The sequence below is a fragment of the Variovorax sp. Varisp36 genome (assembly GCF_047304235.1).
Taxonomy (GTDB): Bacteria; Pseudomonadota; Gammaproteobacteria; order Burkholderiales; family Burkholderiaceae_C; genus Variovorax.
In genome coordinates this window covers 76,624-103,394 of sequence record NZ_JBGLYU010000014.1, presented here as the reverse complement: position 1 = coordinate 103,394, position 26,771 = coordinate 76,624, and the positions used below count along the sequence as shown (strand labels likewise).

At 68.1% G+C, this 26,771-nt stretch carries 24 protein-coding genes; 11 read left to right on the top strand and 13 right to left on the bottom strand.

Features of this window, described 5'->3' with window-relative positions; translation table 11 throughout:
* Positions 1 to 27 precede the first annotated feature (27 nt).
* Positions 28 to 387, bottom strand: coding sequence for a hypothetical protein (locus tag ACCD11_RS11295; protein WP_413313909.1), 360 nt, complete (start codon positions 385 to 387; stop codon positions 28 to 30).
* A 172-nt stretch (positions 388 to 559) separates the two neighbouring features.
* Between ACCD11_RS11295 and ompR the strand changes: the two genes are divergently transcribed.
* Positions 560 to 1,291: a two-component system response regulator OmpR gene (gene ompR, locus ACCD11_RS11290; protein WP_007837017.1), complete on the top strand. Its 732-nt coding sequence runs from the start codon at positions 560 to 562 to the stop codon at positions 1,289 to 1,291.
* A 74-nt stretch (positions 1,292 to 1,365) separates the two neighbouring features.
* Complete coding sequence (locus tag ACCD11_RS11285) at positions 1,366 to 2,781, top strand: sensor histidine kinase (protein ID WP_042674038.1); 1,416 nt, start codon at positions 1,366 to 1,368, stop codon at positions 2,779 to 2,781.
* A 13-nt stretch (positions 2,782 to 2,794) separates the two neighbouring features.
* Here the strand turns inward: ACCD11_RS11285 and ispF are convergent, their stop codons facing one another.
* Entirely contained in the window at positions 2,795 to 3,283 is a 489-nt protein-coding gene (gene ispF / locus ACCD11_RS11280; protein WP_413313908.1) for a 2-C-methyl-D-erythritol 2,4-cyclodiphosphate synthase, read from the bottom strand.
* Entirely contained in the window at positions 3,280 to 4,002 is a 723-nt protein-coding gene (gene ispD / locus ACCD11_RS11275; RefSeq protein WP_007837023.1) for a 2-C-methyl-D-erythritol 4-phosphate cytidylyltransferase, read from the bottom strand. Before ispD ends, ispF begins: the two co-directional genes overlap by 4 nt.
* A 119-nt stretch (positions 4,003 to 4,121) precedes the next feature.
* Between ispD and mfd the strand changes: the two genes are divergently transcribed.
* From mfd to ACCD11_RS11260, 3 genes are all read left to right on the top strand, one after another.
* Positions 4,122 to 7,604 carry a transcription-repair coupling factor gene (gene mfd, locus ACCD11_RS11270; RefSeq protein WP_413313907.1) on the top strand — a complete coding sequence of 1,161 codons (3,483 nt, stop codon included), beginning with the start codon at positions 4,122 to 4,124 and terminating at the stop codon, positions 7,602 to 7,604.
* Positions 7,601 to 8,314, top strand: a complete 714-nt coding sequence (gene serB, locus ACCD11_RS11265; protein WP_413313906.1) for a phosphoserine phosphatase SerB — start codon at positions 7,601 to 7,603, stop codon at positions 8,312 to 8,314. The genes mfd and serB overlap by 4 nt, the downstream gene beginning before the upstream one ends.
* A gap of 135 nt (positions 8,315 to 8,449) precedes the next feature.
* Positions 8,450 to 9,514: an Ldh family oxidoreductase gene (locus ACCD11_RS11260; protein ID WP_413313905.1), complete on the top strand. Its 1,065-nt coding sequence runs from the start codon at positions 8,450 to 8,452 to the stop codon at positions 9,512 to 9,514.
* Positions 9,515 to 9,520: 6 nt separating this feature from the next.
* Here ACCD11_RS11260 and ACCD11_RS11255 read toward each other — a convergent pair whose 3' ends face one another.
* Complete coding sequence (locus ACCD11_RS11255; protein ID WP_007837030.1) at positions 9,521 to 9,847, bottom strand: DUF6172 family protein; 327 nt, start codon at positions 9,845 to 9,847, stop codon at positions 9,521 to 9,523.
* Between the two features lie 123 nt (positions 9,848 to 9,970).
* Here ACCD11_RS11255 and ACCD11_RS11250 point away from each other — a divergent pair, with 123 nt between their 5' ends.
* Positions 9,971 to 10,993, top strand: coding sequence for a histone deacetylase family protein (locus ACCD11_RS11250; RefSeq protein WP_413313904.1), 1,023 nt, complete (start codon positions 9,971 to 9,973; stop codon positions 10,991 to 10,993).
* 66 nt (positions 10,994 to 11,059) lie between these two features.
* Positions 11,060 to 11,287, top strand: a complete 228-nt coding sequence (locus ACCD11_RS11245; RefSeq protein WP_007837035.1) for a hypothetical protein — start codon at positions 11,060 to 11,062, stop codon at positions 11,285 to 11,287.
* A 9-nt stretch (positions 11,288 to 11,296) separates the two neighbouring features.
* Here the strand turns inward: ACCD11_RS11245 and ACCD11_RS11240 are convergent, their stop codons facing one another.
* On the bottom strand, positions 11,297 to 12,484 hold the full coding sequence (locus ACCD11_RS11240) for a PLP-dependent aminotransferase family protein (RefSeq protein WP_413313903.1): 1,188 nt from the start codon (positions 12,482 to 12,484) through the stop codon (positions 11,297 to 11,299).
* Positions 12,485 to 12,597: 113 nt separating this feature from the next.
* Between ACCD11_RS11240 and nth the strand changes: the two genes are divergently transcribed.
* Both nth and ACCD11_RS11230 read left to right on the top strand, forming a co-directional pair.
* Positions 12,598 to 13,245: an endonuclease III gene (gene nth, locus ACCD11_RS11235; RefSeq protein ID WP_413313902.1), complete on the top strand. Its 648-nt coding sequence runs from the start codon at positions 12,598 to 12,600 to the stop codon at positions 13,243 to 13,245.
* 12 nt (positions 13,246 to 13,257) lie between these two features.
* Positions 13,258 to 14,097, top strand: coding sequence for an Ivy family c-type lysozyme inhibitor (locus tag ACCD11_RS11230; protein WP_413313901.1), 840 nt, complete (start codon positions 13,258 to 13,260; stop codon positions 14,095 to 14,097).
* Between the two features lie 27 nt (positions 14,098 to 14,124).
* On the opposite strand, the gene ACCD11_RS11225 is transcribed toward ACCD11_RS11230, so the two are convergent.
* From ACCD11_RS11225 to ACCD11_RS11210, 4 genes are read right to left on the bottom strand one after another with little or no spacing between them, the layout of a single operon-like run.
* The gene (locus ACCD11_RS11225) at positions 14,125 to 14,691 is read right to left on the bottom strand and encodes a histidine phosphatase family protein (RefSeq protein WP_413313900.1); all 567 of its coding nucleotides are present in this window, start codon (positions 14,689 to 14,691) and stop codon (positions 14,125 to 14,127) included.
* Positions 14,688 to 15,482 (bottom strand): adenosylcobinamide-GDP ribazoletransferase, encoded by a 795-nt coding sequence (locus ACCD11_RS11220; protein WP_413313899.1) that lies wholly within the window; start codon positions 15,480 to 15,482, stop codon positions 14,688 to 14,690. The genes ACCD11_RS11225 and ACCD11_RS11220 overlap by 4 nt, the downstream gene beginning before the upstream one ends.
* A gap of 5 nt (positions 15,483 to 15,487) precedes the next feature.
* Positions 15,488 to 16,528, bottom strand: a complete 1,041-nt coding sequence (gene cobT / locus ACCD11_RS11215) for a nicotinate-nucleotide--dimethylbenzimidazole phosphoribosyltransferase (protein WP_007837042.1) — start codon at positions 16,526 to 16,528, stop codon at positions 15,488 to 15,490.
* Positions 16,525 to 17,985: a cobyric acid synthase gene (locus ACCD11_RS11210; RefSeq protein ID WP_413313898.1), complete on the bottom strand. Its 1,461-nt coding sequence runs from the start codon at positions 17,983 to 17,985 to the stop codon at positions 16,525 to 16,527. Before ACCD11_RS11210 ends, cobT begins: the two co-directional genes overlap by 4 nt.
* Before the next feature lie 167 nt (positions 17,986 to 18,152).
* On the opposite strand from ACCD11_RS11210, the gene ACCD11_RS11205 reads away from it, so the two are divergent.
* Positions 18,153 to 18,386 (top strand): hypothetical protein, encoded by a 234-nt coding sequence (locus ACCD11_RS11205; RefSeq protein ID WP_007837044.1) that lies wholly within the window; start codon positions 18,153 to 18,155, stop codon positions 18,384 to 18,386.
* Between the two features lie 64 nt (positions 18,387 to 18,450).
* On the opposite strand, the gene ACCD11_RS11200 is transcribed toward ACCD11_RS11205, so the two are convergent.
* The 4 genes from ACCD11_RS11200 to ACCD11_RS11185 form a co-directional block, all read right to left on the bottom strand.
* On the bottom strand, positions 18,451 to 19,944 hold the full coding sequence (locus tag ACCD11_RS11200) for an efflux transporter outer membrane subunit (protein ID WP_413313897.1): 1,494 nt from the start codon (positions 19,942 to 19,944) through the stop codon (positions 18,451 to 18,453).
* Positions 19,945 to 19,959: 15 nt separating this feature from the next.
* Positions 19,960 to 23,223 (bottom strand): efflux RND transporter permease subunit, encoded by a 3,264-nt coding sequence (locus ACCD11_RS11195; protein WP_413313896.1) that lies wholly within the window; start codon positions 23,221 to 23,223, stop codon positions 19,960 to 19,962.
* Positions 23,224 to 23,389: 166 nt separating this feature from the next.
* Positions 23,390 to 24,640 carry an efflux RND transporter periplasmic adaptor subunit gene (locus ACCD11_RS11190; RefSeq protein ID WP_007837049.1) on the bottom strand — a complete coding sequence of 417 codons (1,251 nt, stop codon included), beginning with the start codon at positions 24,638 to 24,640 and terminating at the stop codon, positions 23,390 to 23,392.
* A gap of 147 nt (positions 24,641 to 24,787) precedes the next feature.
* Positions 24,788 to 25,672 (bottom strand): alpha/beta hydrolase, encoded by an 885-nt coding sequence (locus tag ACCD11_RS11185; RefSeq protein WP_007837053.1) that lies wholly within the window; start codon positions 25,670 to 25,672, stop codon positions 24,788 to 24,790.
* A gap of 184 nt (positions 25,673 to 25,856) precedes the next feature.
* Between ACCD11_RS11185 and ACCD11_RS11180 the strand changes: the two genes are divergently transcribed.
* The gene (locus ACCD11_RS11180) at positions 25,857 to 26,771 is read left to right on the top strand and encodes a LysR family transcriptional regulator (RefSeq protein WP_413313895.1); all 915 of its coding nucleotides are present in this window, start codon (positions 25,857 to 25,859) and stop codon (positions 26,769 to 26,771) included.

The following is a 26,771-nucleotide window of genomic DNA, read 5'->3' as shown; positions in this document are numbered from 1 at the left end:
ACAAGCCTGCGCCCGCAGGCTCGCGCGTCAGCGGCGCTGGCTGCGCGGTGCGGTCAAGGACGGGCGGGCCGCGGGCGGCGGCACCGGCACGATCCGCTCGGCCGGCTGCGATTCTGCCGAATTGAGCAAAGCACCCGTCGCGGGCGGGGTCCATTGGCCGCGAACCTGCTGCCGCAGCTCGAACAGTTCGGCCGCGGTCAGGCGCCTGCCCGCGGCCGCCTGTTCGCGGCGGACCTCCTCGCGCTGCGCGGCACGATGGGCCGCCACCGCGTCCCGGACTTCGCTGCGGCGCACTTCGCCCACCCTGAAGAAATCGCCGGACATCGCCAGCGACGAACCGCAGGCGAAAACGAGGATGAACGGCAGGGCGAAAAATGGACGTCTCATTGAGCACAAGTCATCAGGAAATGGGACTTTGCCACCTCCCCGCTAACGTCGGATGACCAGACCGCGAGCGTCCGCAAGTTTTGTAACTTAGTGTCAAACCATAAGTAAATCCGGCTCAACGGAGCCTTAACGCCTTCAGAATCGGCCCTGTTACAAATTCATCGTTGTAGAAATGACTCAAGTTCCCGCTCGCACCGACAAGATCGTGATCGTCGACGACGACGCCCGCATCCGCGACCTCCTGCGCCGCTACCTGACGCAAGAAGGTTTCGAAGTGATCGTGGCCGAGGACGGCAAGGCGCTCAACCGCATCCTGTTGCGCGACACGGTCGACCTGATCGTGCTCGACCTGATGATGCCCGGCGAAGACGGCCTCTCGGTCTGCCGCCGACTGCGGGCCGCCAACGACCGCACCCCGATCATCATGCTCACCGCCAAGGGCGAGGACGTGGACCGCATCGTCGGCCTCGAAGTCGGCGCCGACGACTATCTCGGCAAGCCTTTCAACCCGCGCGAACTGCTGGCCCGTGTGCACGCCGTGCTGCGCCGCCGTCCGCCGCTGGAGGCGCCGGGCGCCCCTTCTACCGAGAACGAGACCGTCACTTTCGGCCCGTTCGCCTTCGACCTCGGCTCGCGCACCCTGAAGAAGGATGGCGAAGAACTCTCGCTGACCACCGGCGAGTTCGCGATGCTGAAGGCGCTCGTGCGCCATCCGCGTCAACCGCTGTCGCGCGAAAAGCTGGCCCAGCTGGCGCGCGGGCGCGAGTTCGAGCCCTTCGACCGCAGCCTGGACGTGCAGATCTCGCGCCTGCGCAAGCTGGTCGAGTCCGACGCCGCGGCGCCGCGCTACATCCAGACCGTCTGGGGCGTCGGCTACGTGTTCGTGCCGGACGGCACGGCCTGACGCGCCGTTGACAGGTGGCCGTCGGCCAACCCACCAGACCCGGCGCGGCCCAGGAGGACGGCGTGCAGGTCACGATGCCGAGCCCGCTCGAAGCGAGCGCGCAACGTGACCGCCGCCCCGGCCTCAAGCTGGGGTTCAGCCTTTTCTGGCGCACCTTCTTTCTGCTGGCGCTGCTGCTCATCGGCTGCACGGTCGCCTGGCTGCAGACCTTCCGCTCGCTCGAATATGAGCCGCGCGCCATCCAGACCGCGCACCAGATCGCCTCGCTCGTGAACCTCACGCGCGCGGCGCTGGTGTATTCGGACGCGATAACCCGGGTGTCGCTCATCAAGACGCTGGCCGACCAGGAGGGCGTGCGCATCCTGCCGCGCGAACCCAACGACCGGTTCCAGCCCTACACCAGCGGCGCGCTCGACCTGCGCGTGACCGAGGAGCTGATTGATCAGCTCGGTGAAGGCACCACGGTGGCCAGCCGCGTGAACGACGAGGCGGGTCTCTGGATCGGCTTCACCATCGAGAGCGACACCTACTGGCTGCTGCTCGACCCCACGCGCTTCAGCCGCGTGGGAGGGCGTACCTGGCTGGTCTGGCTCAGCACGGCGATGGCGCTCTCGCTGGCCGGCGCGGCGCTGATTACGCGGCTCATCAACCTGCCGCTCAAGCAGCTGTCGCGCGCGACCATGCAGGTGCGCGAAGGCGAGTACGAGGCGCACCGGCTCGACGAACGAGCCCGCACCAACGAGATCCGCGCCGTCAACATCGGCTTCAACCGCATGGCGGACCAGCTCGCCAAGATCGAGCAGGACCGCGCCATCATGCTGGCCGGCATCTCGCATGACCTGCGAACGCCGCTGGCCCGGCTGCGGCTGGAAACGGAGATGAGCGTGGCCGACGAGGACGCGCGCGACCACATGGCGGCCGACATCGCCCAGCTCGACGCGATCATCGACAAGTTCCTCGACTACGCGCGGCCCGACCATGTCGATCCTCGTCCGGTGCTGCTGCGCGACGTGGTCGACGCCTGCACCTATGCGGTGCAGGACTACGAGGAGATGAACATCAAGGTCGAGGTGCCGTCCGACCTGCGCGTGATGGGCGATGAAGTCGAACTCACGCGCGTGATCTCCAACCTGGTGGAGAACGCGCGGCGCTATGGCAAATCGCCCTCCACAGGCGTGGCCGACGTCACGATCCAGGCACAGGCCAACAACGACGCGGTGCTGATCAAGGTGCGCGACCACGGCGCAGGCGTCGAGCCCGCCCTGCTCTCGCAGCTGACCAAGCCCTTCTTCCGCGGCGACACGGCGCGCACCTCGGCAGCCGGCGCGGGCCTGGGCCTGTCGATCGTGGCGAAGAACATCGAGCGCATGGGTGGCACCTTCGCGCTGACCAGCACGCCGGGCCGCGGCCTGGCGGCGCACATCAGGATGCCGCGCGCGATGCCGGCGCCGAAGCCGGGTGAGCTGCCGGGAGGCAGGAAGCCAGCCTGAGCCCGCGGAGGCCTCAGCGATGCAGAAGTACGGCCGCGCGGGCTTCCATCGCGCGGCCCTCGCCCACCGGGCCGAGCTTCTCGGCCGTCTTGGCTTTCACGTTCACCTGGCCGACCGCAATGCCGAGCGTGCCGGCGATTCGCTGGCACATGAGCGGAATGTGAGGCGCGAGTTTGGGCGCCTGCGCGATCACGGTGCTGTCGACGTTGCCGATCTCCCAGCCCGCCGCGCGCACCCGGCGCGCCGCCTCGGCCAGCAGCACCGACGAATCGGCACCGCGGAACTGCTCGTCGGTATCCGGAAAATGCCGGCCGATGTCGCCGAGCCCCGCGCCACCCAGCAGGGCGTCGGTGATGGCGTGCAGCAGCACGTCGGCATCGGAATGCCCCAGCAGGCCGGTGGTGTGCGGCACCTCGACACCGCCCAGGATCAGCTTGCGCCCCGCCACCAGCTGGTGAATGTCCCAGCCCTCGCCGACACGGATGTTGAAGGCGCTCGTCATGCAATGCCCTTCTTGCGGCCCTGCAGGACCGCCTCGGCCAATGCGAAGTCCTCGGGGAACGTCACCTTGAAGTTCTGCGCGCTACCCTGCACCAGCAGCGGCGACAGGCCGATGGCCTCTATGGCGCTGGCCTCGTCGGTCACGGTGTCGCCCGTGCGCTCCAGCGCGTCGAGCAGCATGCCGATGCGGAACATCTGCGGCGTCTGCGCCAGCCACTTGTCGGCGCGCGACAGCGTCTGGGCTACTCGGCTCTCGGCCGTCGACGCCTTCAGTGTGTCCGCCAGCCGGTGCGCCAGCAGGCCGCCCACAGCGTCGTGCTCGCAGGCCGCAATCAGCGCCTCGATCTGGCTCGACGTGACGAGGCAGCGCGCCGCGTCGTGCACCAGCACCCAGTCGTGCGCGCCTGCGCCCTTCTGCCGCAGTGCCACCAGGCCGTTGCGCACCGTGGCCGCGCGGGTCACGCCGCCCACGCGCAGCAGGTATTCGTTTTCGGCGGGAAAGCGCGGCAGCACCGCATCCACGTCGCGGTCGTCCGGCGACACCACCAGCGCCAGCCCGGCGAAGCGCCCCGCCAGCGCGCGGAAGGCCTCCAGCGTGTGGGCCACCATCGGCAGGCCGGCCAGGCGTCGGTACTGCTTGGGCAGCGCGGACTGCGCATGCCCCGCACGATGGCCGGAGCCGGCGCATGGGATCAGCACGAAAAGTCGGGAAGAGGACATGAGGGCCCGGCGCCGGCGCTGGCCAGCAAGCGAATAAAGGGCCGCCATTCTAGAATCGACCGCTACGCACACCCCTCGCCAACCGGCGCGGGGTGTTGTGCATTTCCAGTAAGCGTTCCATGGACCTCCCCCACCTCACGGCGGGCAAGCGTTTCACGCTGCCGCGTCCCCCGTTGTCGGCCGATGCACTGCTGCTGGCGCAGCTGGCCATGCGCGAGAAAGCCGCCGGGCGCGCCACGGCGATGTTCACGGCCGACGCCAACGACGCGCAGCGCCTGATCGATGAAATCGCCTTCTTCGCGCCCGACCTGCGATGCGCCTTGTTCCCCGACTGGGAGACGCTGCCCTACGACAGCTTCTCGCCCCACCAGGACCTGATCAGCGAGCGCCTGGCCACCCTCTGGCGCATCAGCCAGAAGGAGGCCGACGTGGTGCTGGTGCCCGCCACCACCGCCCTCTACCGACTCGCACCCCCGGCCTTCCTGGCCGGCTACACCTTCCACTTCAAGGCCAAGCAGAAGCTCGAGGAATCGAAGCTCAAGGCCCAGCTCACGCTGGCCGGCTACACCCACGTGACGCAGGTGGTCAGCCCCGGCGAATACGCGGTGCGCGGCGGCCTGATCGACCTGTTCCCCATGGGCTCGCCGGTGCCGTTTCGCGTCGACCTGTTCGACGACGAGATCGACACGATCCGCACCTTCGACCCGGACACCCAGCGCAGCCTCTACCCCGTGCCCGAGGTGCGCCTGCTGCCGGGCCGCGAATTCCCGATGGACGACGACGCGCGAGCGCGCTTTCGCAGCCGCTGGCGCGAACTGCTCGAGGGCGACCCGACCAAGAGCCGCATCTACAAGGACATGGGCAACGGCGTGGCCACCGCCGGCATCGAGTACTACCTGCCGCTGTTCTTCGACGAGACGGCCACGGTGTTCGACTACCTGGGCGCAGACGCCACGGTGGTGCTGCACGGCGACCTCGAACCTGCGTTCCAGCATTTCTGGCAGGACACGAACGAACGCTACCGGCTGGTGCGTGGCGACCCCGAGCGCCCCGCCCTGCCGCCCGAGGCGCTGTTCCTGAACGCCGAGCAGTTCTACCAGCGCGCCAAGCCGCACGCGCAACTCGCCATCCGCGGCGACGTGCCCACGGAAGCGCCCTACGCCGAATTCGACAAGCTGCCGCCCTTCGCCGTGGTGCGCGGCGCGGAAGACCCGCTGGTCGGGCTCAAGGCCCACATCAAGGCCACGCCCCACCGCGTGCTGCTGATCGCCGAGAGCGACGGCCGCCGCGAGAGCCTGCTCGACTTCCTGCGCGCCAGCGGCGTGAGCCCGCCGGCCTTCGACTCGCTGGCCGAGTTCGAAGCCTCTGCCGACGAAAAGGTCGGCATCGCCACCGCCGCGCTGGCCTCGGGCTTCGCCTGGCGCGAGCAGGGGATCGACCTCGTCACCGAGACCGAACTGTTCGCCACCGCGCCCACCACGCGCCGGCGCAACAAGAAGCAGGAGCAGGTCAGCGACGTCGAGGCGCTGATCAAGGACCTGTCGGAACTCAACGTCGGCGACCCGGTGGTCCACACCGCGCACGGCATCGGCCGCTACCGCGGCCTGATCCACATGGACCTGGGCCAGGGCAGCGGCCCCGACGGCAAGCCGCTGCTGCAGGAAATGCTGCACCTGGAGTACGCCGACAAGGCCACGCTCTACGTGCCCGTGTCGCAGCTGCACCAGATCAGCCGCTACACCGGCGTGAGCGCCGACGAGGCCCCGCTGCACAAGCTGGGCTCCGGCCAATGGGAAAAGGCCAAGCGCAAGGCCGCCGAGCAGGTGCGCGACTCCGCTGCCGAACTGCTCAACATCTACGCTCGCCGCGCCGCGCGCGAAGGCCATGCTTTCCGCTACTCGCCGGCCGACTACGAGGTGTTCGCCAACGACTTCGGCTTCCAGGAAACCGCCGACCAGAAGGCCGCTATCCACGCCGTGGTGCAGGACATGATCTCGCCCCAGCCCATGGACCGCCTCGTGTGCGGCGACGTGGGCTTCGGCAAGACCGAGGTGGCGCTGCGCGCCGCCTTCATCGCCGTCACCGGCGGCAAGCAGGTCGCGTTCCTCGCGCCCACCACGCTGCTGGCGGAGCAGCATTACCAGACGCTGGTCGACCGCTTCGCCAAGTGGCCCGTGAAGGTGGCCGAGATGAGCCGCTTCCGCTCGACCAAGGAAATCACCACCGCCGCCAAGGGGCTGGCCGAGGGCCAGGTCGACATCGTGGTCGGCACGCACAAGCTGCTGTCGCAGTCGGTCAAGTTCAAGAACCTGGGGTTGCTCATCATCGACGAGGAGCACCGCTTCGGCGTGCGCCACAAGGAGGCGATGAAGGCCATGCGCGCCGAGGTCGACGTGCTCACGCTCACGGCCACGCCGATTCCGCGCACGCTGGGCATGGCGCTCGAAGGCCTGCGCGACCTCAGCGTGATCGCAACCGCACCGCAACGGCGCCTCGCCATCAAGACCTTCGTGCGCAACGAAGGCACGGGCGTGATCCGCGAGGCCGTGCTGCGCGAGCTCAAGCGCGGCGGGCAGGTCTACTTCCTGCACAACGAGGTCGAGACCATCGAGAACCGGCGCCAGAAGCTGGAAGAAATATTGCCCGAGGCCCGCATCGCCGTGGCCCATGGCCAGATGCCCGAGCGCGAGCTGGAGCGCGTGATGCGCGACTTCGTGGCGCAGCGCTACAACCTGCTGCTGTGCTCGACCATCATCGAGACCGGCATCGACGTGCCGACCGCCAACACCATCGTGATGAGCCGCGCCGACAAGTTCGGCCTGGCGCAGCTGCACCAGTTGCGCGGCCGCGTCGGCCGCTCGCACCACCAAGCCTATGCCTACCTCATGGTGCCCGACACCGAGGGCCTGACCAAGCAGGCGGCGCAGCGGCTCGACGCCATCCAGCAGATGGAAGAGCTGGGCTCCGGCTTCTATCTTGCGATGCATGACCTTGAGATTCGCGGCACCGGCGAGGTGCTCGGCGAAAACCAGAGCGGCAACATGATGGAAATCGGCTTCCAGCTCTACAACGAGATGCTCAGCGAGGCCGTGCGCTCGCTCAAGGCCGGCCAAGAGCCCGACCTGCTTGCGCCGCTGTCGGTCACCACCGAGATCAACCTGCACGCGCCCGCCCTGCTGCCCGACGACTACTGCGGCGACGTGCACCTGCGCCTGTCGTTCTACAAGAAGCTGGCCACCGCGAAGACGCCCGACCAGATCGACACGCTGCTCGAAGAAATCGTCGACCGCTTCGGCAAGCTGCCGCCGCAGGCACAGACGCTGATCGACACGCACCGCCTGCGCGTGCTGGCGCGGCCCTACGGCGTGGTCAAGGTCGACGCGGCGCCGGGCATCATCAACATCACGTTCAAGAAAGATGCGCCGGTCGATGGCATGGCCATCATCCAGCTGATCCAGAAGAACAAGCACATCAAGCTCGCCGGCAACGAGAAGCTGCGCATCGAGCGCGAGCTGAAAGAGCCGAAAGAGCGAGCCCAGATGGTGCGCGACGTGCTGCGCAGCCTGGGCCAACCCCTCGTCAAGGAAACCGTCACCGCATGAGCGCTACCCAAGAAATCTCCCCCGGCCTCGTCATCCAGCGCGTGAAGCCGCCGTTGCGGCTCGCCGACTTCAAGCTGATCGCGTTCGACATGGACTCGACGCTGATCAACATCGAATGCATCGACGAGATCGCCGATGCCGTCGGCAAGAAGGCCGAGGTCGCCGCCATCACCGAGGCCACGATGCGCGGCGAGATCAAGGACTTCAAGGAAAGCCTGCGCCGCCGCGTGGCGCTGTTGCAGGGTGTGCCGGTCGAGGCGCTGCAGCAGGTGTACGACGAGCGGCTGAAGCTCAACCCGGGCGCGAGCGAACTGGTAGCAGCCTGCAAGAAAGCCGGCCTCAAGGTGCTGCTGGTGTCCGGTGGCTTCACCTTCTTCGCGAACCGGGTGAAGGACCGGCTGGGCATCGACTTCGCGCGCTCCAATCTGCTCGACGAAGCCGATGACAAGCTCACCGGCGAGGTCGTCACGCAGAGCTGGGGCGACATCTGCGACGGCGCCGAAAAGCGCAGGACGCTGCTCGAGGTGGCTTCGCTCATGGGCATCTCGCCGCAGGAAACCATCGCCGTGGGCGACGGCGCGAACGACCTCCCGATGATGGGCGAAGCCGGCCTGTCGGTGGCCTATCACGCGAAACCCAAGGTGCGTGAACAGGCAATGGTTGCAATCAACGAAGGCGGACTGGACCGCCTTCTCGAAATACTGCGATGAGCGATTGGGGGCATGGTTGGGGGCGATGATGCCGACGGGGGACATTCGCGCAGGAGCGTACCCGGTGCCCTTGCACGCGCCCTGAACGACAGCCCCCCAAAGAACAACCGCCCGAACGAGACACGGACCACTGACATGACCGACACCGCCCCGCTCTACCGCGCCGAAGCCCTCAAGGACTACGCGAGCGCCCTGCTGCAAAAAGCCGGGCTCGCCGCGTCAATGGCCGACAGCGTCGCCCGCACGCTCGTCGAAGGCGACCTGCTGGGACACGACACGCACGGCCTCGCGCTGCTGGCCGGGTACATCAAGGAACTGGAATCCGGTGGCATGACGCGCGACGGCACCCCCGAGGTGCTGTCCGACCGCCCCGCCGCCGTGCTCTGGGACGGCAAGCGCCTGCCCGGTCCCTGGCTCATGGACCAGGGCATGGATCTGCTGATTCCGCGTGCCCGCGAACTCGGCACCGCCTCGCTCGTCATCCGCCGCAGCCACCACATCGCCTGCCTCGCCGTCTACATGTTGCGCGCGCTGCAGGAAGACATGCTGATGCTGCTGGCCTGCTCCGACCCCAATGCCGCCAGCGTCGCGCCCTTCGGCGGCACGCAGGCCGTGTTCACGCCGAATCCGCTGGCCATGGGTTTTCCGCTCTCGCAAGGCGGCGTGATGGTCGACATCTCGGCCTCCATCACCACCAACGGCATGAGCAACCGCAAGCGCGCAGCGGGCGAGACCTTCGCCGAGGAATGGCTGATCGACGCGGCCGGCAAGCCGTCGAACGACCCGCAGGTGCTGTTCGACCAGCCGCCTGGCACGCTGCTGCCGGTCGGCGGATTGAGCCACGGCCACAAGGGCTACGGCATGGCGCTGCTGGTCGAGACGCTCACGGCCGGCCTCGCGGGCCACGGCCGGGCCGATCCGCCCGAGGGCTGGGGCGCGACAGTGCACATCACGCTGCACGACCTGAATGCCTTCGGCGGCAAGGATGCCTTCCTGCGCCAGATGGACCATGTGGCGGCGAAGTGTCGCGGCAACGTGCCCATCGACCCGGCCAAGCCTGTGCGGCTGCCGGGCGAAGGCGGTTTGAAGCGTCGGGAAGCGCAGGCCAGGAACGGGGTGCGGCTGCACCCGTCGATTGCGCGCTCGCTGCAGGATGCGGAGCAGCGGTACGGCCTGCGGCTGGCGCTGGCGCAGGCCTGACGGCGGTTATTCCTCTTCGGAATCGGTGGCAGCGCCCTGTTCGCCTTCAGGCCGCGGCTTGCGCTTGCCGGGCTTGGCCAGGATCTCGATGTAGAACTGCTTGCCGCCTTCCTTCACCACCCCGTCGATGAGGCCCGTGATGGCAGAAAGGTGAATGACTTCGGCGGATTCCTGGGCCGCGCCGAACTTGCAATCGAAGTCCCAGAAATCGCTGCCTTCGGGCAATTCGCGCCGCCGCTCGCGCTTGATGTACTTGCGGATCTCGTGCTTGATGGCTTCGAGGAGACGGTCGGGGTGCTTGCCCTCGACCTGAAGCTGAAAGGTTTTTCTCATGAGTGATCGTAACCAATGTGGATGCCGCCGATTCGCGCGCCATCCGATGCCCTCGATGGGCACCGATCTTGCTCGCTACCATGGCTGCCGAGCAAATTCCACGGCGGCCATGCCGAATCGCCCATGCTGACCTACTTCCATCCAGAGCAGCTGCTGCACCATCCGCGCAGCTACCTGTCGCGCGGACAGATGCGCACCCCGCAGGAAATTCCCGACCGCGCACTTCGGCTCGTCGCCGCCGTGCAATCGCTCGGCTTCGATCTCCGGACGCCGGCCGACGCCGGCATGGCGCCATTGGCCGCCGTGCACAGTGCCGACTACCTGCGCTTTCTGGAGGACGCGCACGGCGAATGGAAGCAGATGCCGCCCGACTGGGGCGACGAGGTGATGTCGAACGTTTACGTGCGCGAGCCCAACCGCCTGCGCGGCGTGCTGGCCAAGGCGGCGCGCTACCTTGCCGACGGCAGCTGCCCGGTCGGGGCCGAGACCTGGCGCTCCGCGTACTGGTCGGCCCAGAGCGCGGTGGCCGGCGCGGCGGCCATCGTCGACGGCGCCCCTGCGACCTACGCACTGTGCCGCCCGCCCGGCCACCATGCGCGCGTCGATGCCGCTGGCGGCTTCTGCTACCTCAACAACGCAGCCATCGCCGCCCAGGCGCTGCGCGGGCGCTTCGCTCGCGTGGCGGTCCTCGATACCGACATGCACCACGGCCAGGGGGTGCAGGAAATCTTCTACGACCGCAGCGACGTGCTGTATGTCTCGATCCACGGCGACCCGACCAACTTCTACCCTGCCGTCGCCGGCTACGACGACGAGCGCGGGGCCGGCGACGGCGATGGCTACAACGTCAATTTCCCGATGCCGCACGGGGCGACGGAAGCGGCCTTCTTCGAGCGCGTCGGCGATGCGGCGGGCGTGCTGCAACGATTCGCGCCGGACGCGCTGGTCCTGGCCCTCGGGTTCGACATCTACAAGGACGACCCCCAGTCGCAGGTCGCGGTGACGACCGAGGGTTTCGGCCGTCTCGGCAAGGCCGTAGGCGCGCTGGGGCTGCCTACGCTGATCGTCCAGGAAGGCGGCTATCACCTCGACAGCCTGGAAGCCAACGCACGCGCTTTCTTCGGAGGATTTGCAGGCACGGCGTGACGGTTCCGGCGGTGATCGGCGCGGCGCTGTGTACAGTCGGCGCTTCGAACGAAAGCAGGTGAAGACATGGCGCGCGCAAACGACTGGGCAAGCAAGGTGATGGCATTGATCAACGGTGGCAACCCCGCCGCAGCCATCGCGCAGATCAAGGTCGCGCCATCGGTCAAGGACCTGAAGGCGCTGCAGACCATCATGACGTTGTCGAAAATGAAAGGCCGCTATCCGAACGTGGATGCGGCCATTTCAGACAACCTGGACCTGCTTGCAGCGCCCCGGCTGCACCGGTCCCCCTGATCGGATCGACTACAGCGCCTGACCGAGGCGCTTCACGCCCTCTTCGATCTTCGCCACGTCGGCCGTCGCAAAGCTCAGCCGCAGCGTGGCCACATCGGGTTTCTCCGCGAAGAACGGCGCGCCGGGCACGAAGGCCACGAGCTTCTCGATCGCTCGCTTCGCCAGTTCGTTCGCATCGGCCAGCTTGCCATTGGCGCCGGTGAGGCGCGCCCAGAAGAACAAGCCGCCGTCGGGCTGGGTGAAGCTCACTGCATCGCCCAGCTCGCGCCTGAGCGCCGCGCCCATGGCCTGGGCACGCTGGCCGTAGACCTCGCGCACGTGCGCCAGCGTGGCCGGCATGCGGCCGCTCTTGAGGTATTGCGCAGCCGTGGCCTGCGAGAACGTGCTCGTGTGCGCGTCGCTGAACTGCTTGCACATCGTCGCCTTGGACAGCAGCTCGGGCGGCGCGATCATCCAGCCGATGCGCAGGCCCGGGCTCAGCACCTTGCTCAGGCTGCCGCAGTGCGCCAGCAACTCGCGGCTGCCCGGCACGTCTTTGCTCAGGGCCAGGATGGAGGGCGGAGGTGCTTCGCCGAAATAGAGGTCGCCATAGGGGTCGTCCTCGACGATCAGCGTCTGGTACTTCACGGCCAGCTCGAGCACCTTCTTGCGGCGCTCCAGCGTCAGCATCGCGCCGCTGGGGTTGCCGAAGGTCGGGATCAGGTAGACGAACTTGGGCTTGTGCTCGGCGATGAGCTTCTCGAGCTCGTCGGTCTTCACGCCGTTGGCGTCGATGGGAGCGCTGATGAGCTGCGCGCCGTAGAGGCGGAAGCATTGGATGGTGGCCAGGAAGGTCGGGCCCTCGACGATCACCTTGTCGCCGGGCGAGATCATGGTCTTGCCCAGCAGGTCGAGCGCCTGCTGGCTGCCGGTGGTGACGATCAGGCCACCGGGGTCGACCTCGACGCCCTTGGTCTTCATGAAGGCGCTGAGCTGGCTGCGCAGCGGCTCGTAGCCTTCGGTGGCGCCGTACTGCAGCGCAGCGCCGGGTTCTTCGGAGAGCGCCTTCTGGCTCGCCTCCTTGAGGCCCTCGACGTCGAACATGGCGCTGTCGGGAAAGCCACCCGCAAAGCTGATGATCCCGGGCTTGCCCAGCAGCTTGAAGAGTTCGCGGATGGCGGAAGTCTCGACGTTGTCGAGGCGGGAGGCGAATTGCATGGTCGGTCTCACTTTCTGGGGTGCCATTGTCGCGAAAGCGGCAGGCAATAAAGCTGCGTAAGGCTATCGCCTTTCAACGATATATTGCGCGTGCCGCCCCCCCACGAAGCCCCATGAAAAAAAACGACATCCCCCTCTTCTTCGCCACCCTGCAGGCGGCCAACCCCGAGCCCGAGACTGAACTCGAATACACAACCCCCTTCGAGCTGCTGGCCGCCGTGCTGCTGTCGGCACAAGCCACCGACGTGGGCGTGAACAAGGCCACGCGCAAGCTGTATCCGGTGGCGAATACGCCGCAGGCCATTCTCGATCTGGGTGTCGAGGGGCTGGAGGAGTACATCAAGACCATCGGGCTGTACCGCAGCAAGGCGAAGCACCTGATCGAGGCCTGCCGCATGCTGGTGGAGCTGCACGGCGGCGAGGTGCCGCGCACCCGCGCCGAGCTGGAGGCGCTGCCGGGCGTCGGCCGCAAGACCGCGAACGTGGTGCTCAACGTGGCCTTCGGCGAGCCGACCATGGCGGTCGACACGCACATCTTCCGCGTTGGCAACCGCACCGGGCTTGCGCCCGGCAAGACGCCGCTGGAGGTGGAACTCAAACTCGAGAAGCGCGTCCCACCCGAATACCGGCTGCATGCGCACCATTGGCTCATCCTGCATGGCCGCTACATCTGCGTGGCGCGCAAGCCGCGCTGCTGGGAGTGCGCGGTGGCCGTTTTCTGCGCCTACAAGCCAAAGACACCGATGCCGAAGACGGCCTGAGACCGACGACGAATGACGACACGAAAGAACGACTCCCGGGCACTGCTGGCCGCCACGCTGCTCGCCGCCCTCCTTCCGGCCGCGGCATGGTCGCAGCGGGGCGGCGGCCTGCCGCCCGAGGCCATGGCGATCTACGGCGGCCGCTGGTCGACGAACTGCGCCAACGCGGCCGCACCGACGCTGCAGGTGCGCCAGGACATGCTGATCGCCGAAAGCGGCAAGCGCCGCGTGACCGGCAACGAACCGCAGACCGCCCACAGCTTCTTCGGCAACCGCCCGCCGCCGGCGGGCTTCGACGTGGCGCTGATGAGCAGCCCGGGCAAGTCCGGCGCAATGACCTTCCTCGTCTACCGCGAAGCGCGCGGCCAGTACATCGCGCTGGACGCCGACAAGCCGGTCGCCGGCCAACTCGGCCCCGACATGATGAAGCTGCGCTACTGGCGCTGCAACGGCGCGGTGCGGGCCGTGGCCCCGCCCGTCGAGCCCGCCGTCAAGGCGCCTCCCCCGCCCACGGGCAGCCCGGCGGCGCTGGCGCGGGGCCCGGCCATGGAGAAGGCCTGGCGCGCCGCCTTGGGCACGCGCGAGAACGACCGCTGGCTGGTGCGCCGCGAAGGTCCGGCGCCCGAGCCGCAATGGGTGACGGTCGAGGGAACGCGCTACCTCCTGCAGGCCTTCTGCAAGCCGCACGACTGCTACGACAACAACGCGATCGCGCTCTACGACCAGGGCTCCGGCCGCCTCTACGGCCTGGTGCAGCGCAACGGCAGCAACCGCTTCCTGGGCACGCCGCCGGCTGCACTTGCGCCGCAGCTGGAGCGGCTCTGGCGCGAACAGTGGCGGCAGAAGAACTGAGCCGCAATCGGCACTGGCCGACGGCAGCTAATTGTCGAAAGTCAGCCAACCGCCGAAGGGCAGTTCCCCATCAGGCCAGTCGGCGGCGACTCCAGGGCAGCGGGTGCCGCGCTGCAGCAACGTTACCGCCCGCAGCACGCCGGCGTGCGTGATCCACAGCGCATCACCCTCGTCCACAAGCCATTCGTCATGTGCGGCGGCCACGCGCTCCATAAATGCGCGCACGCTTTCGCCATGGCCGCCGGCAGGCGCATCGGCGAAATTGCCGGTCCAGGCGTCGAATTCCTCGCGTGCGATGGCAGACCACGGCCGCCCTTCCCAGGCGCCGAAGTTCATCTCGGCCAGCCGTGCGTCGTGCCGCACCCGAAGATCGGGGCGCAACGCGGCGATGGCATCGGCCAGCCCGGCACATCGCCGCAGCGGCGAACTGCGCACGCTGATGGCCGCAGGAAGCAAAGGCGCGATGCGCTGCGCAGCAGCGAGCGTGGCGTCTGCATGGGCTTCGAGGTCCGTGGCGCCGTAGCACAGCCCGGGCTCGGCCACCACGGGCGCGTGGCGCTGGAGCCAGAGCGTCCTTCGGGCGGCGTCGCTCATGCGCGCCACGCCAGTGCGAGGTAGATCGCCAGCTCGCAGACCTGCTGGGTGGCGCCAAGGCCGTCGCCGGTGAAGCCCTGCAGCCGGCGCATGAAAAGACGCGCCATCCAGCCTGCGGCAACAACGGCCGCAAGCAAGGCCGCCAAGACGTGCGCCACGTCGTGTGCATGCAGCAGCAGTGCCACCGCCGGCAGCGCCCACACCACCGCGATCAGCAACGCGCCACCGCTGATCGCATCCGCCAGCGGCTTCGCCTTGCTCGCCCCGCTGTCACCCACATAGGGCAACCACCGGATCAGGAACAGCGGCGTCAGCCGCGACAGCACATGTGCGCCGACGATGGCGACAACAACCGCCTGCAGGCCGTGCCCGGCCAGCATTGCGAGCAGCGCGCATTTCAGGCCCAGCGCCAGCGCCAGAGCCAGCGCACCGAAGGCGCCGATGCGCGAGTCCTTCATGATCTCCAGCGCCCGGTCGCGGTCGGCCGAACCGCCCAGGCCATCGGCCACGTCGGCCAGACCGTCTTCATGAAAGGCGCCGGTCAGCATCACGGTGGCGGTGGTGCTCAGCACGGCAGCAGCCAGCGCACCGGCGACACCCGGCAGCCCCATGCCCACACCCGCGAACACCAGCGCCGCCACGCCACCTGCCAGCCATCCGATGCCGGGCAGATGCGCCGCGCTCGAACGCAGCATCTGCGGACTGAAGCCGACCCACGCAGCCAGCGGCCCCGTCACCGGCACGCGCGTGAAGAACTGCAGCGCGAGCAGGAAATGGCGAACGCCGTTCATCCTCTTCAGCTGTCCTTGCGCGACACGCCGGCCGACTCGAAGCTCGCCATCTCGCGCAGGATGCGGCAGGCCGATTCGAGCAGCGGCCAGGCCAGCGCCCCGCCCGAGCCTTCGCCCAGGCGCAGTTCGAGCTTGAGCAGCGGCTCCAGCCCCAGCCGCTCCAGCAGCAGCACGTGGCCGGGTTCGGCCGAGCAATGCGCGGCTACGCAGCGCTGCACCACGTGCGGCTGCAGCGCCTGCGCCACCAGCACCGCTGCGCTGGCGATGAAGCCGTCTACCACGATCACGCGCCGCTCCTCGGCCGCCTGCAGCACCGCGCCGACCAGCGTAGCCACCTCGAAGCCACCGAAGGCGGCCAGCGCGTCCAGAGGCGCGGTCGCGCCCGCGTGCAGCGCCAGCACCTGCCGCAGCACATCGCGCTTGCGCGCCAGCCCGGCCGCATCGAGGCCGGTGCCGGCACCGGTGCAGGCGTCGATGTCCAACCCGCCCAGCCGCGAGAGCAGCAGCGCGGCAGACGAACTGTTGCCGATGCCCATCTCGCCGAGCAGCAACGCATTGCCCGGCAGCACGCGTACCACCTCGCGCCCGTTGGCGATGGCCTGGGCGCACTGCGCGGCCGTCATGGCCGGGCCCTGCGAAGCGTCTGCCGTACCTTCGGCGATCCGGCGCGACACCAGCCCCGGGCGCGCCTGGAAGTCGCGCCGCACGCCGCAGTCGACCACCGTCAGTGCCAGCCCGTGCTGGCGCGCCAGCACGCTCACGGCCGCGCCGCCGGCGAGGAAGTTCTCGACCATCTGCCAGGTCACGTCGCTCGGGTACGCCGAGACGCCGCGCGCCGCCAATCCGTGGTCGCCCGCGCAGACCAGCATCTGCGGGGCTTCGAGCTCCGGGCTTTCGGTGCCGAGGATGGTGCCGATGCGCAGCGCCAGCGCCTCGAGCCGGCCCAGCGCGCCGAGCGGCTTGGTCTTGTTGTCGAGCGCGCTCTGCAGGCGGGCGGCGAGCGCGGTGTCGGTAATGTCGGAAATGGTGGGAATGGTTTCGGTCATGCAATCAGTCCGGCGAGCACGCCGGCGTCGAAGTGGGTATCGATGAAGTCGGCCAGGCCGTCGAAGGTGGCGTCGAGCGTGGGCACGGAGGCACCGAACAGCGCGTGCAGCGCGCGCGGATCCTCGAACAGGCCGTGAAGATAGATGCCGAGCACGTTGCCACGCGCGTTCTGCCAGGCCAGTCCGTCGGGCATCACGGCCTGGCCGTCCTGCGCCATCTGCGGGTGTGCGGCGGTCTGGCCATGGTGGATCTCGTAGCCGGCGACGGGCACGTCCGACAGCGCAGCCCAGACACCGCTCAGCTCGCCGAAGGTCCCGGTGCGATGCCGCACCGTCTTCTCGCGCGCGAACACCGTCACCAGCGGCAGCAGGCCCAGTCCCGGCGCATTGCCGTCGATGCCGTGCGGATCGACCAGCGCCTCTCCCAGCATCTGCAGTCCGCCGCAGATGCCCAGCACCGCGCCGCCGCGTTCGGCATGCGCGGCCACGGCGCTGTCCAGCCCCTGGGCGCGCAGCCAGGCCAGGTCGCCGCTGGTGTGCTTGGAGCCGGGCAGCACGATCCAGTCGGCGCCGGCCACGTCGGCCGGCGTACGGGCCCAGACCAGCCGCACGCCGGGCACGTTCTTCAGCGCCTGGAATTCGTCGAGGTTGCTGATGCGCGGGTATGCCACGACCGCGACCGTGCGCGTCACGGTGCCGCTCGCACGGCTGCGGTCATCGAATACGCCGTCCTCCTCGGGCAAGCCGTGCTGCCACCACATCGGCAGCGTGGCCACGGTGGGCACGCCGGTCAGTTCCTGCAGTTGCTGCGGCGCAGGCGCGAGCAGCGAGGCATCGCCGCGGAACTTGTTGAGCACGAAGCCGCGCAGCAGCGCGCGGTCGGCCTCGGGCAGCAGCGCCCAGGTGCCGTACAGATGGGCAAAGGCGCCTCCGCGGTCGATGTCGGTCGTGAGCAGGCAGCGCGCCTGCGCGTGCCGGGCGATGCGCATGTTGACGATGTCGCTGGCCATCAGGTTGATCTCGGCCGGCGAACCCGCGCCTTCGATCACCACCACGTCGTTTCCGGCGCGCAGTTCGTCGAGCGCCTGCGCGATCTGCGGCCAGACGCGCTCGCTGCGGCCGCGCCAGGGCAAGCCCGAGAGTTCGTCATTCACCTGCCCCATCAGCACCACCTGGCTGTGGGTGTCGCGCTCGGGCTTGAGCAGCAGCGGGTTCATGCGCACCCCGGGCACGGCATTGGCGGCCAGGGCCTGGAAATATTGGGCGCTGCCGATCTCGCCGCCGTCGACCACGCGGGCGTTGTTGCTCATGTTCTGCGCCTTGAAAGGCGCCACCTTCAGGCCCTGCCGCGCATACCAGCGGCACAGCGCCGTGGCCAGCCAGCTCTTGCCGGCGCCGCTGGTGGTGCCCAGGACCATGACGCAACGCGCCGGCCCGCTTTTCGCCTTTGAACTCATCGGCGAATTGTCGTTGAGCGCCACACAGGTCCGGGAAAGGCCAAATGGAAGCGACGAAATGCGACATCTTTCACATCACCGGGCATTGCAAATACATCCGGTGCATCAAACAGTAGCATTTTTTGCGTACACCAGATGCCACCACACCGCATTGCACCCGGGAACCCATGCCAGCCTTGAATGATTTGGCGCTAACCGTCGAGGAACGCGAGCCGGGCCAGTTCTTCTGGATCCTGCTCGAAGCCCACCATGGCGACGCCGTCTCCGAAACCTTCGACTACCGGGTCTACCGGACAGCGTCGAGGCCGCAGGCCAGCTATTCAAACGCCCTGGCCGTGGGCGCGGTGGAGCTGCAAAAAATAAGCGCCGCCGCGAATCCAGCCGGCAAGAAAACCGACTGAACCCACGGCGGCGCAAGACCGCCTTGCGGCGCTCAGGCTTTCAATTTCAATCCTTGATCGCGATTCAGCGCACGGCCACGGCCGTCCGTGCCGGGACAGCCGCGACCGGCGCCGGCGCTTCCCAGCCGCCGCCGATGGCGCGGATCAGCCCCACCGCCGCCTGGTACTGTGCCGACTTCACCTGCAGTGCCTGCCGGCGGTTGCGCAATTCGCTGCGGCGCGCGTCCAGCAGGTCGAGCTGGCTGACGTAGCCGTTGCGATAGCGCGTGTCCGACAGGCTGGTGGCGCGCTGGGCCGATGTCACGGCCTGTGCCTGCACGACCGACTGCTCCTGCAGGATGCGGATGGCGGCCAGTTGGTCTTCGACTTCCTGAAACGCCACCAGCACCTGCGTGCGGTAGCTCGCGAGCGCACCGTCGAGCTGGGCATTGGCGCCCTGCACGCCGGCCTCGCGGCGGCCGCCGTCGAAGATCGGCAGCGACAGCAGCGCGCCCACGCCCCACGAGCGCGCCGACCACTTGAAGAGGTCGCCGATCTCGGGCGAGGCATAGCCGGCGGCGCCGGTCAGCGAGATGTCCGGGAACCACGCGGCCTGCGCCACGCCCACGCGGGCCTGCGCGGCCAGCACAGCGCTCTGCGCGGCCGACACGTCGGGGCGACGGGTGAGCACCGTGGCGGGCACACCCGGCGGAATGGACGGGAGCGCCGTCGCCCACTCGTCGACGCGCAAGCCGAAGCTGGAAGCCGAATCGCCCACCAGCACCGCGAGCGCATGCTCCACCTGGGCGCGCTGGCGGTCGAGCGCGAGCGCATCCGACTCGGTGGACGACACCTCGGTCTGCACGCGCGCCACGTCGAGCTCGGCGATGTCGCCGGCCTGCTCGCGGCGCTGCGACAGGCGCAGCGTGTCGCGATACGCCTCGACCTGCTCGCGCACCAGGGCGCGCTCGGCATCGAGCGCGCGCAACTGCAGGTAGGTCTGCGCCACTTCGGCCTGCACGGCGAGGCGCGTGCTTTGCAGCAGCGCCTCGCGGCCGGCCGCATCGAGCTTGGCCGCATTGCTCGCGCCCGAGAGGCGGCCGAACAGGTCGACCTCGTACGAGAACGTGGCGCCGATGTTCGTCATCGTGGCTGGCCGGGTGCTGGCCGTGGCCTTGTCCAGGCCCGCGCCGCGGTTGGCGCCAGCGCCAAGGCCGATCTGCGGCAGGCGGTCGGCGTTGGCGCTGCGCGCCAGCGCGCGAGCCTCGGCCAGCCGAGCGGCCGCGGCCTGGATGTTGGTGTTGTTGACGTCGGCCTTCTCGATCAGTGCGTTGAGCGCCGGATCGTTGAACGCAAGCCACCAGTCGCCGCGCGGTTGCGCCTCGGAGGGCGCGGCCCGCGTGAAGCCGGCGGGCGGCGTCACCGCCTGGTCCTTGCCCTGCTCCTTGAACTGGGCGGTGGTCGTGATCTCGGGCAGGCCCGAGGGCGCGGTGGCACAGCCGGCGAGCACCAGGGCTGCCATCAGCGGCAGCAACGCGGTACGAAGCGGCTTCACCAGAGGTTGTACTGAAAATTTCATGATGCGCTTTCTCGATCAGTCGTCATGCGAAGAACGCGGCGATGCAGGCACCGGATGAAGGCCGCCACCACCGGCGCCGCCATGCGAAGCCGGATGCCCGGCCGACACGAAGTCGTCGCCATGCGGCACTTCGCCATGCAGCTTGAGTGGCCGGTTGCCCGCGAGGCGGCGCAGCAGCACGTAGAACACAGGCGTCAGGAACAGGCCGAAGGCCGTCACGCCGATCATCCCGGCGAACACCGCCACGCCCATGGCCTTGCGCATCTCCGAACCCGCGCCGGTGGACAGCACGAGGGGCAGCACGCCCATCACGAAGGCCAGCGAGGTCATGAGAATCGGGCGCAAGCGCAGGCGGCTGGCTTCGATGGCGGCCTGTATCGGTGTGCGGCCGGCAAATTCGAGCTCCCGGGCAAACTCCACGATAAGAATCGCGTTCTTCGCACTCAGCCCCACCAGCACGATCAACCCGATCTGCGTGAAGACGTTGTTGTCACCCCCCGATATCCATACGCCGGTCATCGCGGCCATGATGCCCATGGGCACGATCAGGATGATCGCGATCGGCAGCGTCAGGCTTTCGTACTGCGCAGCCAGCACCAGAAACACCAGCAGGATCGCCAGCGGGAACACCAGGAAGGCGGAATTGCCGGCCAGGATTTCCTGGTAGGTCAGCTCGGTCCACTCGAAGCTCACGCCCTTGGGCAGCGTCTCGGCCGCGATCTTGGTGATCGCGTCCTGCGCCTGGCCCGAGGAGTAGCCCGGCGCCGGGCCGCCGTTGATGTCGGCGGCGAGGTAGCCGTTGTAGCGCATGGCGCGTTCCGGGCCGAAGGTCGAATTCACCTTCATCAGCGCGGCCAGCGGCACCATCTCGCCCGAGGTCGAGCGCACCTTCAGCAGGCCCACGTCTTCGGCACGGGCGCGGTAAGGCGCATCGGCCTGGACGCGCACGGAGTACGTGCGGCCGAACTTGTTGAAGTCGTTCGCATACAGGCTGCCAAGGTAGATCTGCATGGTGTCGAAGATGTCCGTCACGGGCACGCCGAGCTGGCGGGCCTTGGTGCGGTCGATGTCGGCGTACAGCTGCGGCACGTTGACCTGCCAGCTCGTGAACATGCCGGCCAGTTCGGGCGCCTGGTAAGCCTTGGCCATGAAGGCCTTCACTGCCGCGTCCATCTGGTCGTAGCCCACCGAGCCGCGGTCTTCCAGTTGCAGCTTGAAGCCGCCCGTGGTGCCCAGGCCCGCCACCGGCGGCGGCGGGAACATCACGATGAAGGCGTCCTGGATGCTCGAGAAGGCGCCGTTCAACTGGCCCGCCACCGCGCCGCCGCTCTGGTCGGCGCGCTTGCGCTGGTCGAAGGGCTTGAGCGTGGCGAACACGATGCCCGAGTTGGAGCTGTTGGTGAAGCCGTTGATCGACAGGCCCGGGAAGGCGATGGCGTCTTCCACGTTCGGGTTCTTCTTCATGATCTCGCCCATGCGCTGGATCACTTCGTCGGTGCGGTCGAGCGTGGCGCCGTCGGGCAGCTGAGCGAAGCCGATCAGGTATTGCTTGTCCTGCGCCGGCACGAAGCCGCCGGGCACCGCCTTGAAGAGGCCGAAGGTCACGGCGATGAGCGCGACGTAGATCGCGAGCATCAGCGCCTTGCGCGAGATCACGTTCTTCACGCCGCCGCTGTAGGCCTCGGAGCCGCGATGGAACAGCTTGTTGAAGCCGCGGAACAGCCAGCCGAAGGCCTTGTCCATGCCGCGCGTCAGCGCGTCCTTGGGAGCGTCATGGCCGCGCAGCAGCAGTGCAGCGAGCGCGGGCGACAGCGTCAGCGAGTTGATCGCCGAGATCACCGTCGAGATCGCAATCGTCACCGCGAACTGGCGGTAGAACTGGCCCGTGAGGCCGCTGATGAAAGCCAGCGGAACGAACACGGCCACCAGCACCAGCGCAATCGCGATGATGGGCCCGGACACTTCGCGCATCGCGCGATAGGTCGCCTCGCGCGGCGTGAGCCCCGCCTCGATGTTCCGCTCGACGTTCTCCACCACCACGATGGCGTCGTCCACCACGATACCGATGGCCAGCACCAGCCCGAACAGGCTCAGCGCGTTGATCGAAAAGCCGAGGACGTGCAGCACCGCGAAGGTGCCGATCACCGACACCGGCACGGCCAGCAGCGGAATGATCGACGCGCGCCACGTCTGCAGGAACAGGATCACGACCAGCACCACCAGCATGATGGCTTCGAGCAGCGTGTGGATCACCGATTCGATGGACGCGCGCACGAACTGAGTCGGGTCGTAGGCGATGCGGTATTCCAGGCCCTCGGGCATGTTCTTGTTGAGCTCGGCCATCGTCTTGCGCACGTTGGACGAGATGTCGAGCGCATTGGAGCCCGGCGCCTGGAACACACCCATGCCGACGGCCGGGTCGTTGTTCAGCAGCGAGCGCAGCGAGTAGTCGGCGGCGCCCATCTCGAGGCGGCCGATGTCGCGAAGACGCGTGACGGCGCCGTCGGTGCCGCTCTTGACGATGATGTCGCCGAACTCTTCCTCGCTCTGCAGGCGACCTTGCGCATTGATCGACAGCTGCATGTCCACGCCCGACAGGCCCGGCGATGCGCCGACCACGCCGGCCGCGGCCTGCACGTTCTGGCCACGGATGGCAGCCACCACGTCGCTCGCCGAGAGGCCGCGCTGCGCGACCTTCTGCGGGTCGAGCCACACGCGCATGGAGTAGTCGCCGCCGCCGAAGATCTGCACCTGGCCCACGCCTTCGATGCGCGCCAGCGGGTCCTTCACGTTCAGCACCGCGTAGTTGCGCAGGTAGTTGATGTCGTAGCGATTGTTCGGCGAGACGAGGTGGACCACCATCGTCAGGTCGGGCGCGCTCTTGACGGTCGTGATGCCAAGCCGGCGCACTTCCTCGGGCAGACGCGGCTCGGCTTGCGAGACGCGGTTCTGCACGAGCTGCTGTGCCTTGTCGGGATCGGTGCCGAGGCGGAACGTCACGGTGAGCGTCAGCACGCCGTCGGTCGTTGCCTGGCTGCCCATGTAGAGCATGCCTTCGACGCCGTTGATCTGCTCTTCCAGCGGCGTGGCCACCGTTTCAGCAATCACCTTCGGGTTGGCGCCCGGGTACTGGGCGCGCACCACCACCGAAGGCGGCGCGACTTCCGGGTACTCCGAGATCGGCAGCCCGCGCAGCGCGATCAGGCCGGCTATCAGCATCAATAGCGACAGCACGCCGGCAAAGATCGGCCGGTCGATGAAGAATTTTGAGAGATTCATGTTCGTTTACTCCACCGCGTCGTGCGCGGTCCACGCCGCATGCAGGCATGCGGCATCCAAGTGGCTCCCATTTCAGGAACACCGCGGAACCGGCTTTGCCGGGCCGCTGGTGTTGCCCCCGCGAGGGGGTTGGCGGCTACACGAAGTGAGCAAGCCTGGGGGTGGTTCAAGATTTGGCCGCTTCCGCGACACGTTCCGGTTGTTGTTGCTTGGGGTCGGCCTTGGCGTCCATGGTCACTTGCTTCGGCGCCACCAGCGCACCAGGGCGGATGTGCTGCAGGCCGTTGACCACGACCTTGTCGCCGGCCTTCAGACCCTTGCTCACGACACGCAGCCCGTTGATCGACGCACCGAGCGTGACTTCGCGGTAGACCGCCTTGTTGTCTTCGCCCACGACCATCACGAACTTCTTGTTCTGGTCAGTGCCGATGGCGCGTTCGCTCACGAGAAGCGCGGTGTCGTTGCGGGCCTGTCCCATGCGGATGCGGGCGAACTGGCCGGGGATGAGCGCGCCGTCCTTGTTGTCGAACGAAGCACGCACGCGCACCGTGCCGCTCTTGGCATCGACCTGGTTGTCGATCAGCTGCAGCTTGCCGGTGAAGGGCGTGCCGTCGAGGCCGGCGGTGCCCATCTGCACGGGAATGCTCTCGATCTGGCCTCGGGCGCTGGAGCCGCTCGGCAGGTCTTTCAGGGCTCGCGTGATGACCTGCTCGTCGGCGTCGAAGCTCGCGTAGATCGGGCTCACCGACACCAGCGTGGTCAGCACCGGCGCACCGGGGCCCGCGGCGACGAGGTTGCCCACCGTCACTTCGAGCTTGCCGATGCGGCCCGACACCGGCGCGCGCACCTGGGTGTAGCCCAGGCTCAGGCGCGCGGTCTGCAGTTGGGCCTGGGCGGCGCGCAGGTTGGCATTGGCTTCGCTGCCGGCATTCACACGCTCGTCGTACTCGCGCTGGGCAATGGCCTTGTCGTCCCACAGACGCTTGGCACGCTCCTGCTCGCTGCGGCTGAACGACTGGCGGGCCTGCGCGGAGGCCACTTGTGCTTCGGCGCGCTCGACCTCGGCCGCGTACGGGGCGGGATCGATGGTGATCAGCAGATCGCCCTGCTTCACCAATGCGCCTTCGCGAAAGTGCACCGACTGCACGGCGCCCGCGACGCGGGAGCGCACATCGACGCGCTGGACGGCTTCGAGCCGGCCCGAGAACTCGTCCCAGGCGTTGATCTCGCTCGACGCCACGGTGGCCACCGACACCGGCGTGGCCTGCGGCGCCGCCGGTGCGTTGTTGGCCTCGGCCTTGAAACTGTGCATGCCCAACACGGCGGCCGCCACGGCCAGCAATGCGGTAATGCCGGTCACGGCGGGCCACAGGCCCTTGCGGGCGACGGAAGACAGCTTTTTCTCGTTGTTCGACATGATGGTTCGTCCTTCTCGATGACTTCAGGGATGCAACAGGCCACCCCGGCGCTTTTGGCACCAGGCGGCGGAATTCAGAAAAAACAAGGCCCTCGCACGCTGCCGCGCTGGCGGCGTGTCGATCAGGCAGCCGGGATCGGCCGGGAACTAGCTGGGGTGGTTCGGCGCCGCACCCGGTGGCGTGGTCGCGCTGAAAAACTCGCGGAAGTGCTGCTGCACCGTGGCCTCACAGGCCACGCAACCCGTGTTCTCGGTGTCGTAGAGTGCTTTGGGCCAGTTGGAGGCACTGGGCAGCACGCTGCTCGTGACCTCGATGCCGGCGGCACGCAGGCGGCCGGCGAAGGTCAGCGCCTCGTCGCGCATGGCGTCGTCCTGGCCCACCAGCACCAGCGCAGGCGCCAGGGCCGACAGCCGCAGCGAACCGCTGGGCACCGCATAGGGATGGGTGGCGTTCGAGGGGCAGCTCAGGTACTTCTCCCAGCCGCTGGCCCAGCGGCATTCGGCCGCATCGCTGGTGGCCTTGCGCAACGAGGCGGTGCCGGCGCAGGGGTCGAGCATGGGCGACAGCAGGATCTGGCCGGCAACCGGCGGATGCGCCCGGTCGCGGGCGATCAGCGCCACCGCGGCCGCCAGGTTGCCGCCGGCTTCCTCGCCGGCCAGGTACACCTGCGCGCCTTTGCCGCCGAGCTTGGTGCGCTGCTTGTAAAGCCATTCGAGGGCGGCATAGCCCACCTCGATCGGCTCCGGGAACGGCGATTGGGGCGCCAGCGGATAGGCCACCGACACCACCACCGCCCCCGCGCCGGCCAGCAGCCGGGCCACGTTGCGGCCGTTGTCGAGATCGCCGCACACAAAGGTGCCGCCATGGAAATGCAGCACCAGCGGTGCGACTTCACCCTTGGCACGCTGGCCGTACACACGGGCACCGACCGGTTCGCGGCCGGGCAGCTCGATCGACAGATCGGCTTCCACGCCCTGTACCGCCGCACGGGCGGCGGCTTCGGCAGAGCGGGACGATGGAACGGGTGACATGGGCGACCTCAGGGAATTGGGCGATGGTTGAAATATAAGTCGCCCGGCGCAGCGTTGAAACAGGCAAGCCGGCCCTACTCTGTTTCCAAACCGATAACAATCGGGGCCACCCGCCAAGGGTTTGGCTGCTTGTGTGAGAATCCGCCTCCCCCGGTGTGGGCCGGGTACCCAGAACAGGCATTCAATGGATCAAATCCAGGCCATGCGGATCTTCGTCCGCGTCGTGGAAGCCGGCACATTCACCCGTGCGGCGGACTCTCTCGCCCTGCCCAAAGGCACGGTCACCAAACAGATCCAGGCGCTCGAATCGCGCCTGCGCGTGAAGCTGCTCAACCGCACCACGCGGCGCGTCACGGTCACACCCGACGGCGCGGCCTACTTCGAGCGGGCCGCGCGCCTTCTCAACGACTTCGACGACATGGAAGCCAGCATGACGAATGCGCAGGCCAACCCCACGGGGCGGCTGCGCATCGACGTCGGCACCTCGGTGGCAAGGCAGATCATCCTGCCTGCGCTGGCCAGCTTCTGCGACCGCTATCCTGATATCCAGGTCGACCTGGGGGTGAGCGACCGCACCGTCGACCTGATCAGTGACAACGTCGACTGCGTGATCCGCGCCGGCGAGCTCAACGACCAGTCGCTGGTGGCGCGGCGCATCGGCACGCTGCACTTCGTCACCGTGGCATCGCCGGCATACGTGAAGCGCTACGGCATGCCGCAGCACCCGAGCGACATCGAGAAGCGCCACCACGTGGTGAGCTACTTCTCGGGCACCACGCGGCGCGTTTACCCGCACGAGTTCAGGAAGGGCGACGAACAGATCGAGCTGAACGGGCCCTACCGCGTGTCGGTGAACGAGAGCAACGCGCACATCACCGCGGTGCTGGGCGGCTTCGGCATCTCGCAGTGCATCACCTTCATGGCCGAGCCGCTGCTGGAAAGCGGCGAGCTGATCGAGCTGCTGCCCGATTGGCATCGCGACCCGTTGCCGATCCACGTGGTGTACCCGCCCAACCGCCACCTGAGCGCGAAGGTGCGCGCGTTCGTGGATTGGGCGGCGGAGCTGTTTGCCAAGAATCCGCGGCTGCAGCGCCGCTGA

Coding starts and splice junctions, on each gene's coding strand:
- mfd (WP_413313907.1), top strand. CDS start 4,122: ATGGACCTCCCCCACCTCACGGCGGGCAAGCGTTTCACGCTGCCGCGT.
- ACCD11_RS11250 (WP_413313904.1), top strand. CDS start 9,971: ATGCTGACCTACTTCCATCCAGAGCAGCTGCTGCACCATCCGCGCAGC.
- ispD (WP_007837023.1), bottom strand. CDS start 4,002: ATGTCCTCTTCCCGACTTTTCGTGCTGATCCCATGCGCCGGCTCCGGC.
- ACCD11_RS11255 (WP_007837030.1), bottom strand. CDS start 9,847: ATGAGAAAAACCTTTCAGCTTCAGGTCGAGGGCAAGCACCCCGACCGT.
- serB (WP_413313906.1), top strand. CDS start 7,601: ATGAGCGCTACCCAAGAAATCTCCCCCGGCCTCGTCATCCAGCGCGTG.
- ACCD11_RS11180 (WP_413313895.1), top strand. CDS start 25,857: ATGGATCAAATCCAGGCCATGCGGATCTTCGTCCGCGTCGTGGAAGCC.
- ACCD11_RS11190 (WP_007837049.1), bottom strand. CDS start 24,640: ATGTCGAACAACGAGAAAAAGCTGTCTTCCGTCGCCCGCAAGGGCCTG.
- ACCD11_RS11200 (WP_413313897.1), bottom strand. CDS start 19,944: ATGAAATTTTCAGTACAACCTCTGGTGAAGCCGCTTCGTACCGCGTTG.
- cobT (WP_007837042.1), bottom strand. CDS start 16,528: ATGACCGAAACCATTCCCACCATTTCCGACATTACCGACACCGCGCTC.
- ACCD11_RS11205 (WP_007837044.1), top strand. CDS start 18,153: ATGCCAGCCTTGAATGATTTGGCGCTAACCGTCGAGGAACGCGAGCCG.
- ompR (WP_007837017.1), top strand. CDS start 560: ATGACTCAAGTTCCCGCTCGCACCGACAAGATCGTGATCGTCGACGAC.
- ACCD11_RS11230 (WP_413313901.1), top strand. CDS start 13,258: ATGACGACACGAAAGAACGACTCCCGGGCACTGCTGGCCGCCACGCTG.
- ACCD11_RS11225 (WP_413313900.1), bottom strand. CDS start 14,691: ATGAGCGACGCCGCCCGAAGGACGCTCTGGCTCCAGCGCCACGCGCCC.
- nth (WP_413313902.1), top strand. CDS start 12,598: ATGAAAAAAAACGACATCCCCCTCTTCTTCGCCACCCTGCAGGCGGCC.
- ACCD11_RS11195 (WP_413313896.1), bottom strand. CDS start 23,223: ATGAATCTCTCAAAATTCTTCATCGACCGGCCGATCTTTGCCGGCGTG.
- ACCD11_RS11260 (WP_413313905.1), top strand. CDS start 8,450: ATGACCGACACCGCCCCGCTCTACCGCGCCGAAGCCCTCAAGGACTAC.
- ACCD11_RS11220 (WP_413313899.1), bottom strand. CDS start 15,482: ATGAACGGCGTTCGCCATTTCCTGCTCGCGCTGCAGTTCTTCACGCGC.
- ACCD11_RS11295 (WP_413313909.1), bottom strand. CDS start 387: ATGAGACGTCCATTTTTCGCCCTGCCGTTCATCCTCGTTTTCGCCTGC.
- ACCD11_RS11245 (WP_007837035.1), top strand. CDS start 11,060: ATGGCGCGCGCAAACGACTGGGCAAGCAAGGTGATGGCATTGATCAAC.
- ACCD11_RS11240 (WP_413313903.1), bottom strand. CDS start 12,484: ATGCAATTCGCCTCCCGCCTCGACAACGTCGAGACTTCCGCCATCCGC.
- ACCD11_RS11285 (WP_042674038.1), top strand. CDS start 1,366: ATGCCGAGCCCGCTCGAAGCGAGCGCGCAACGTGACCGCCGCCCCGGC.
- ACCD11_RS11210 (WP_413313898.1), bottom strand. CDS start 17,985: ATGAGTTCAAAGGCGAAAAGCGGGCCGGCGCGTTGCGTCATGGTCCTG.
- ACCD11_RS11185 (WP_007837053.1), bottom strand. CDS start 25,672: ATGTCACCCGTTCCATCGTCCCGCTCTGCCGAAGCCGCCGCCCGTGCG.
- ispF (WP_413313908.1), bottom strand. CDS start 3,283: ATGACGAGCGCCTTCAACATCCGTGTCGGCGAGGGCTGGGACATTCAC.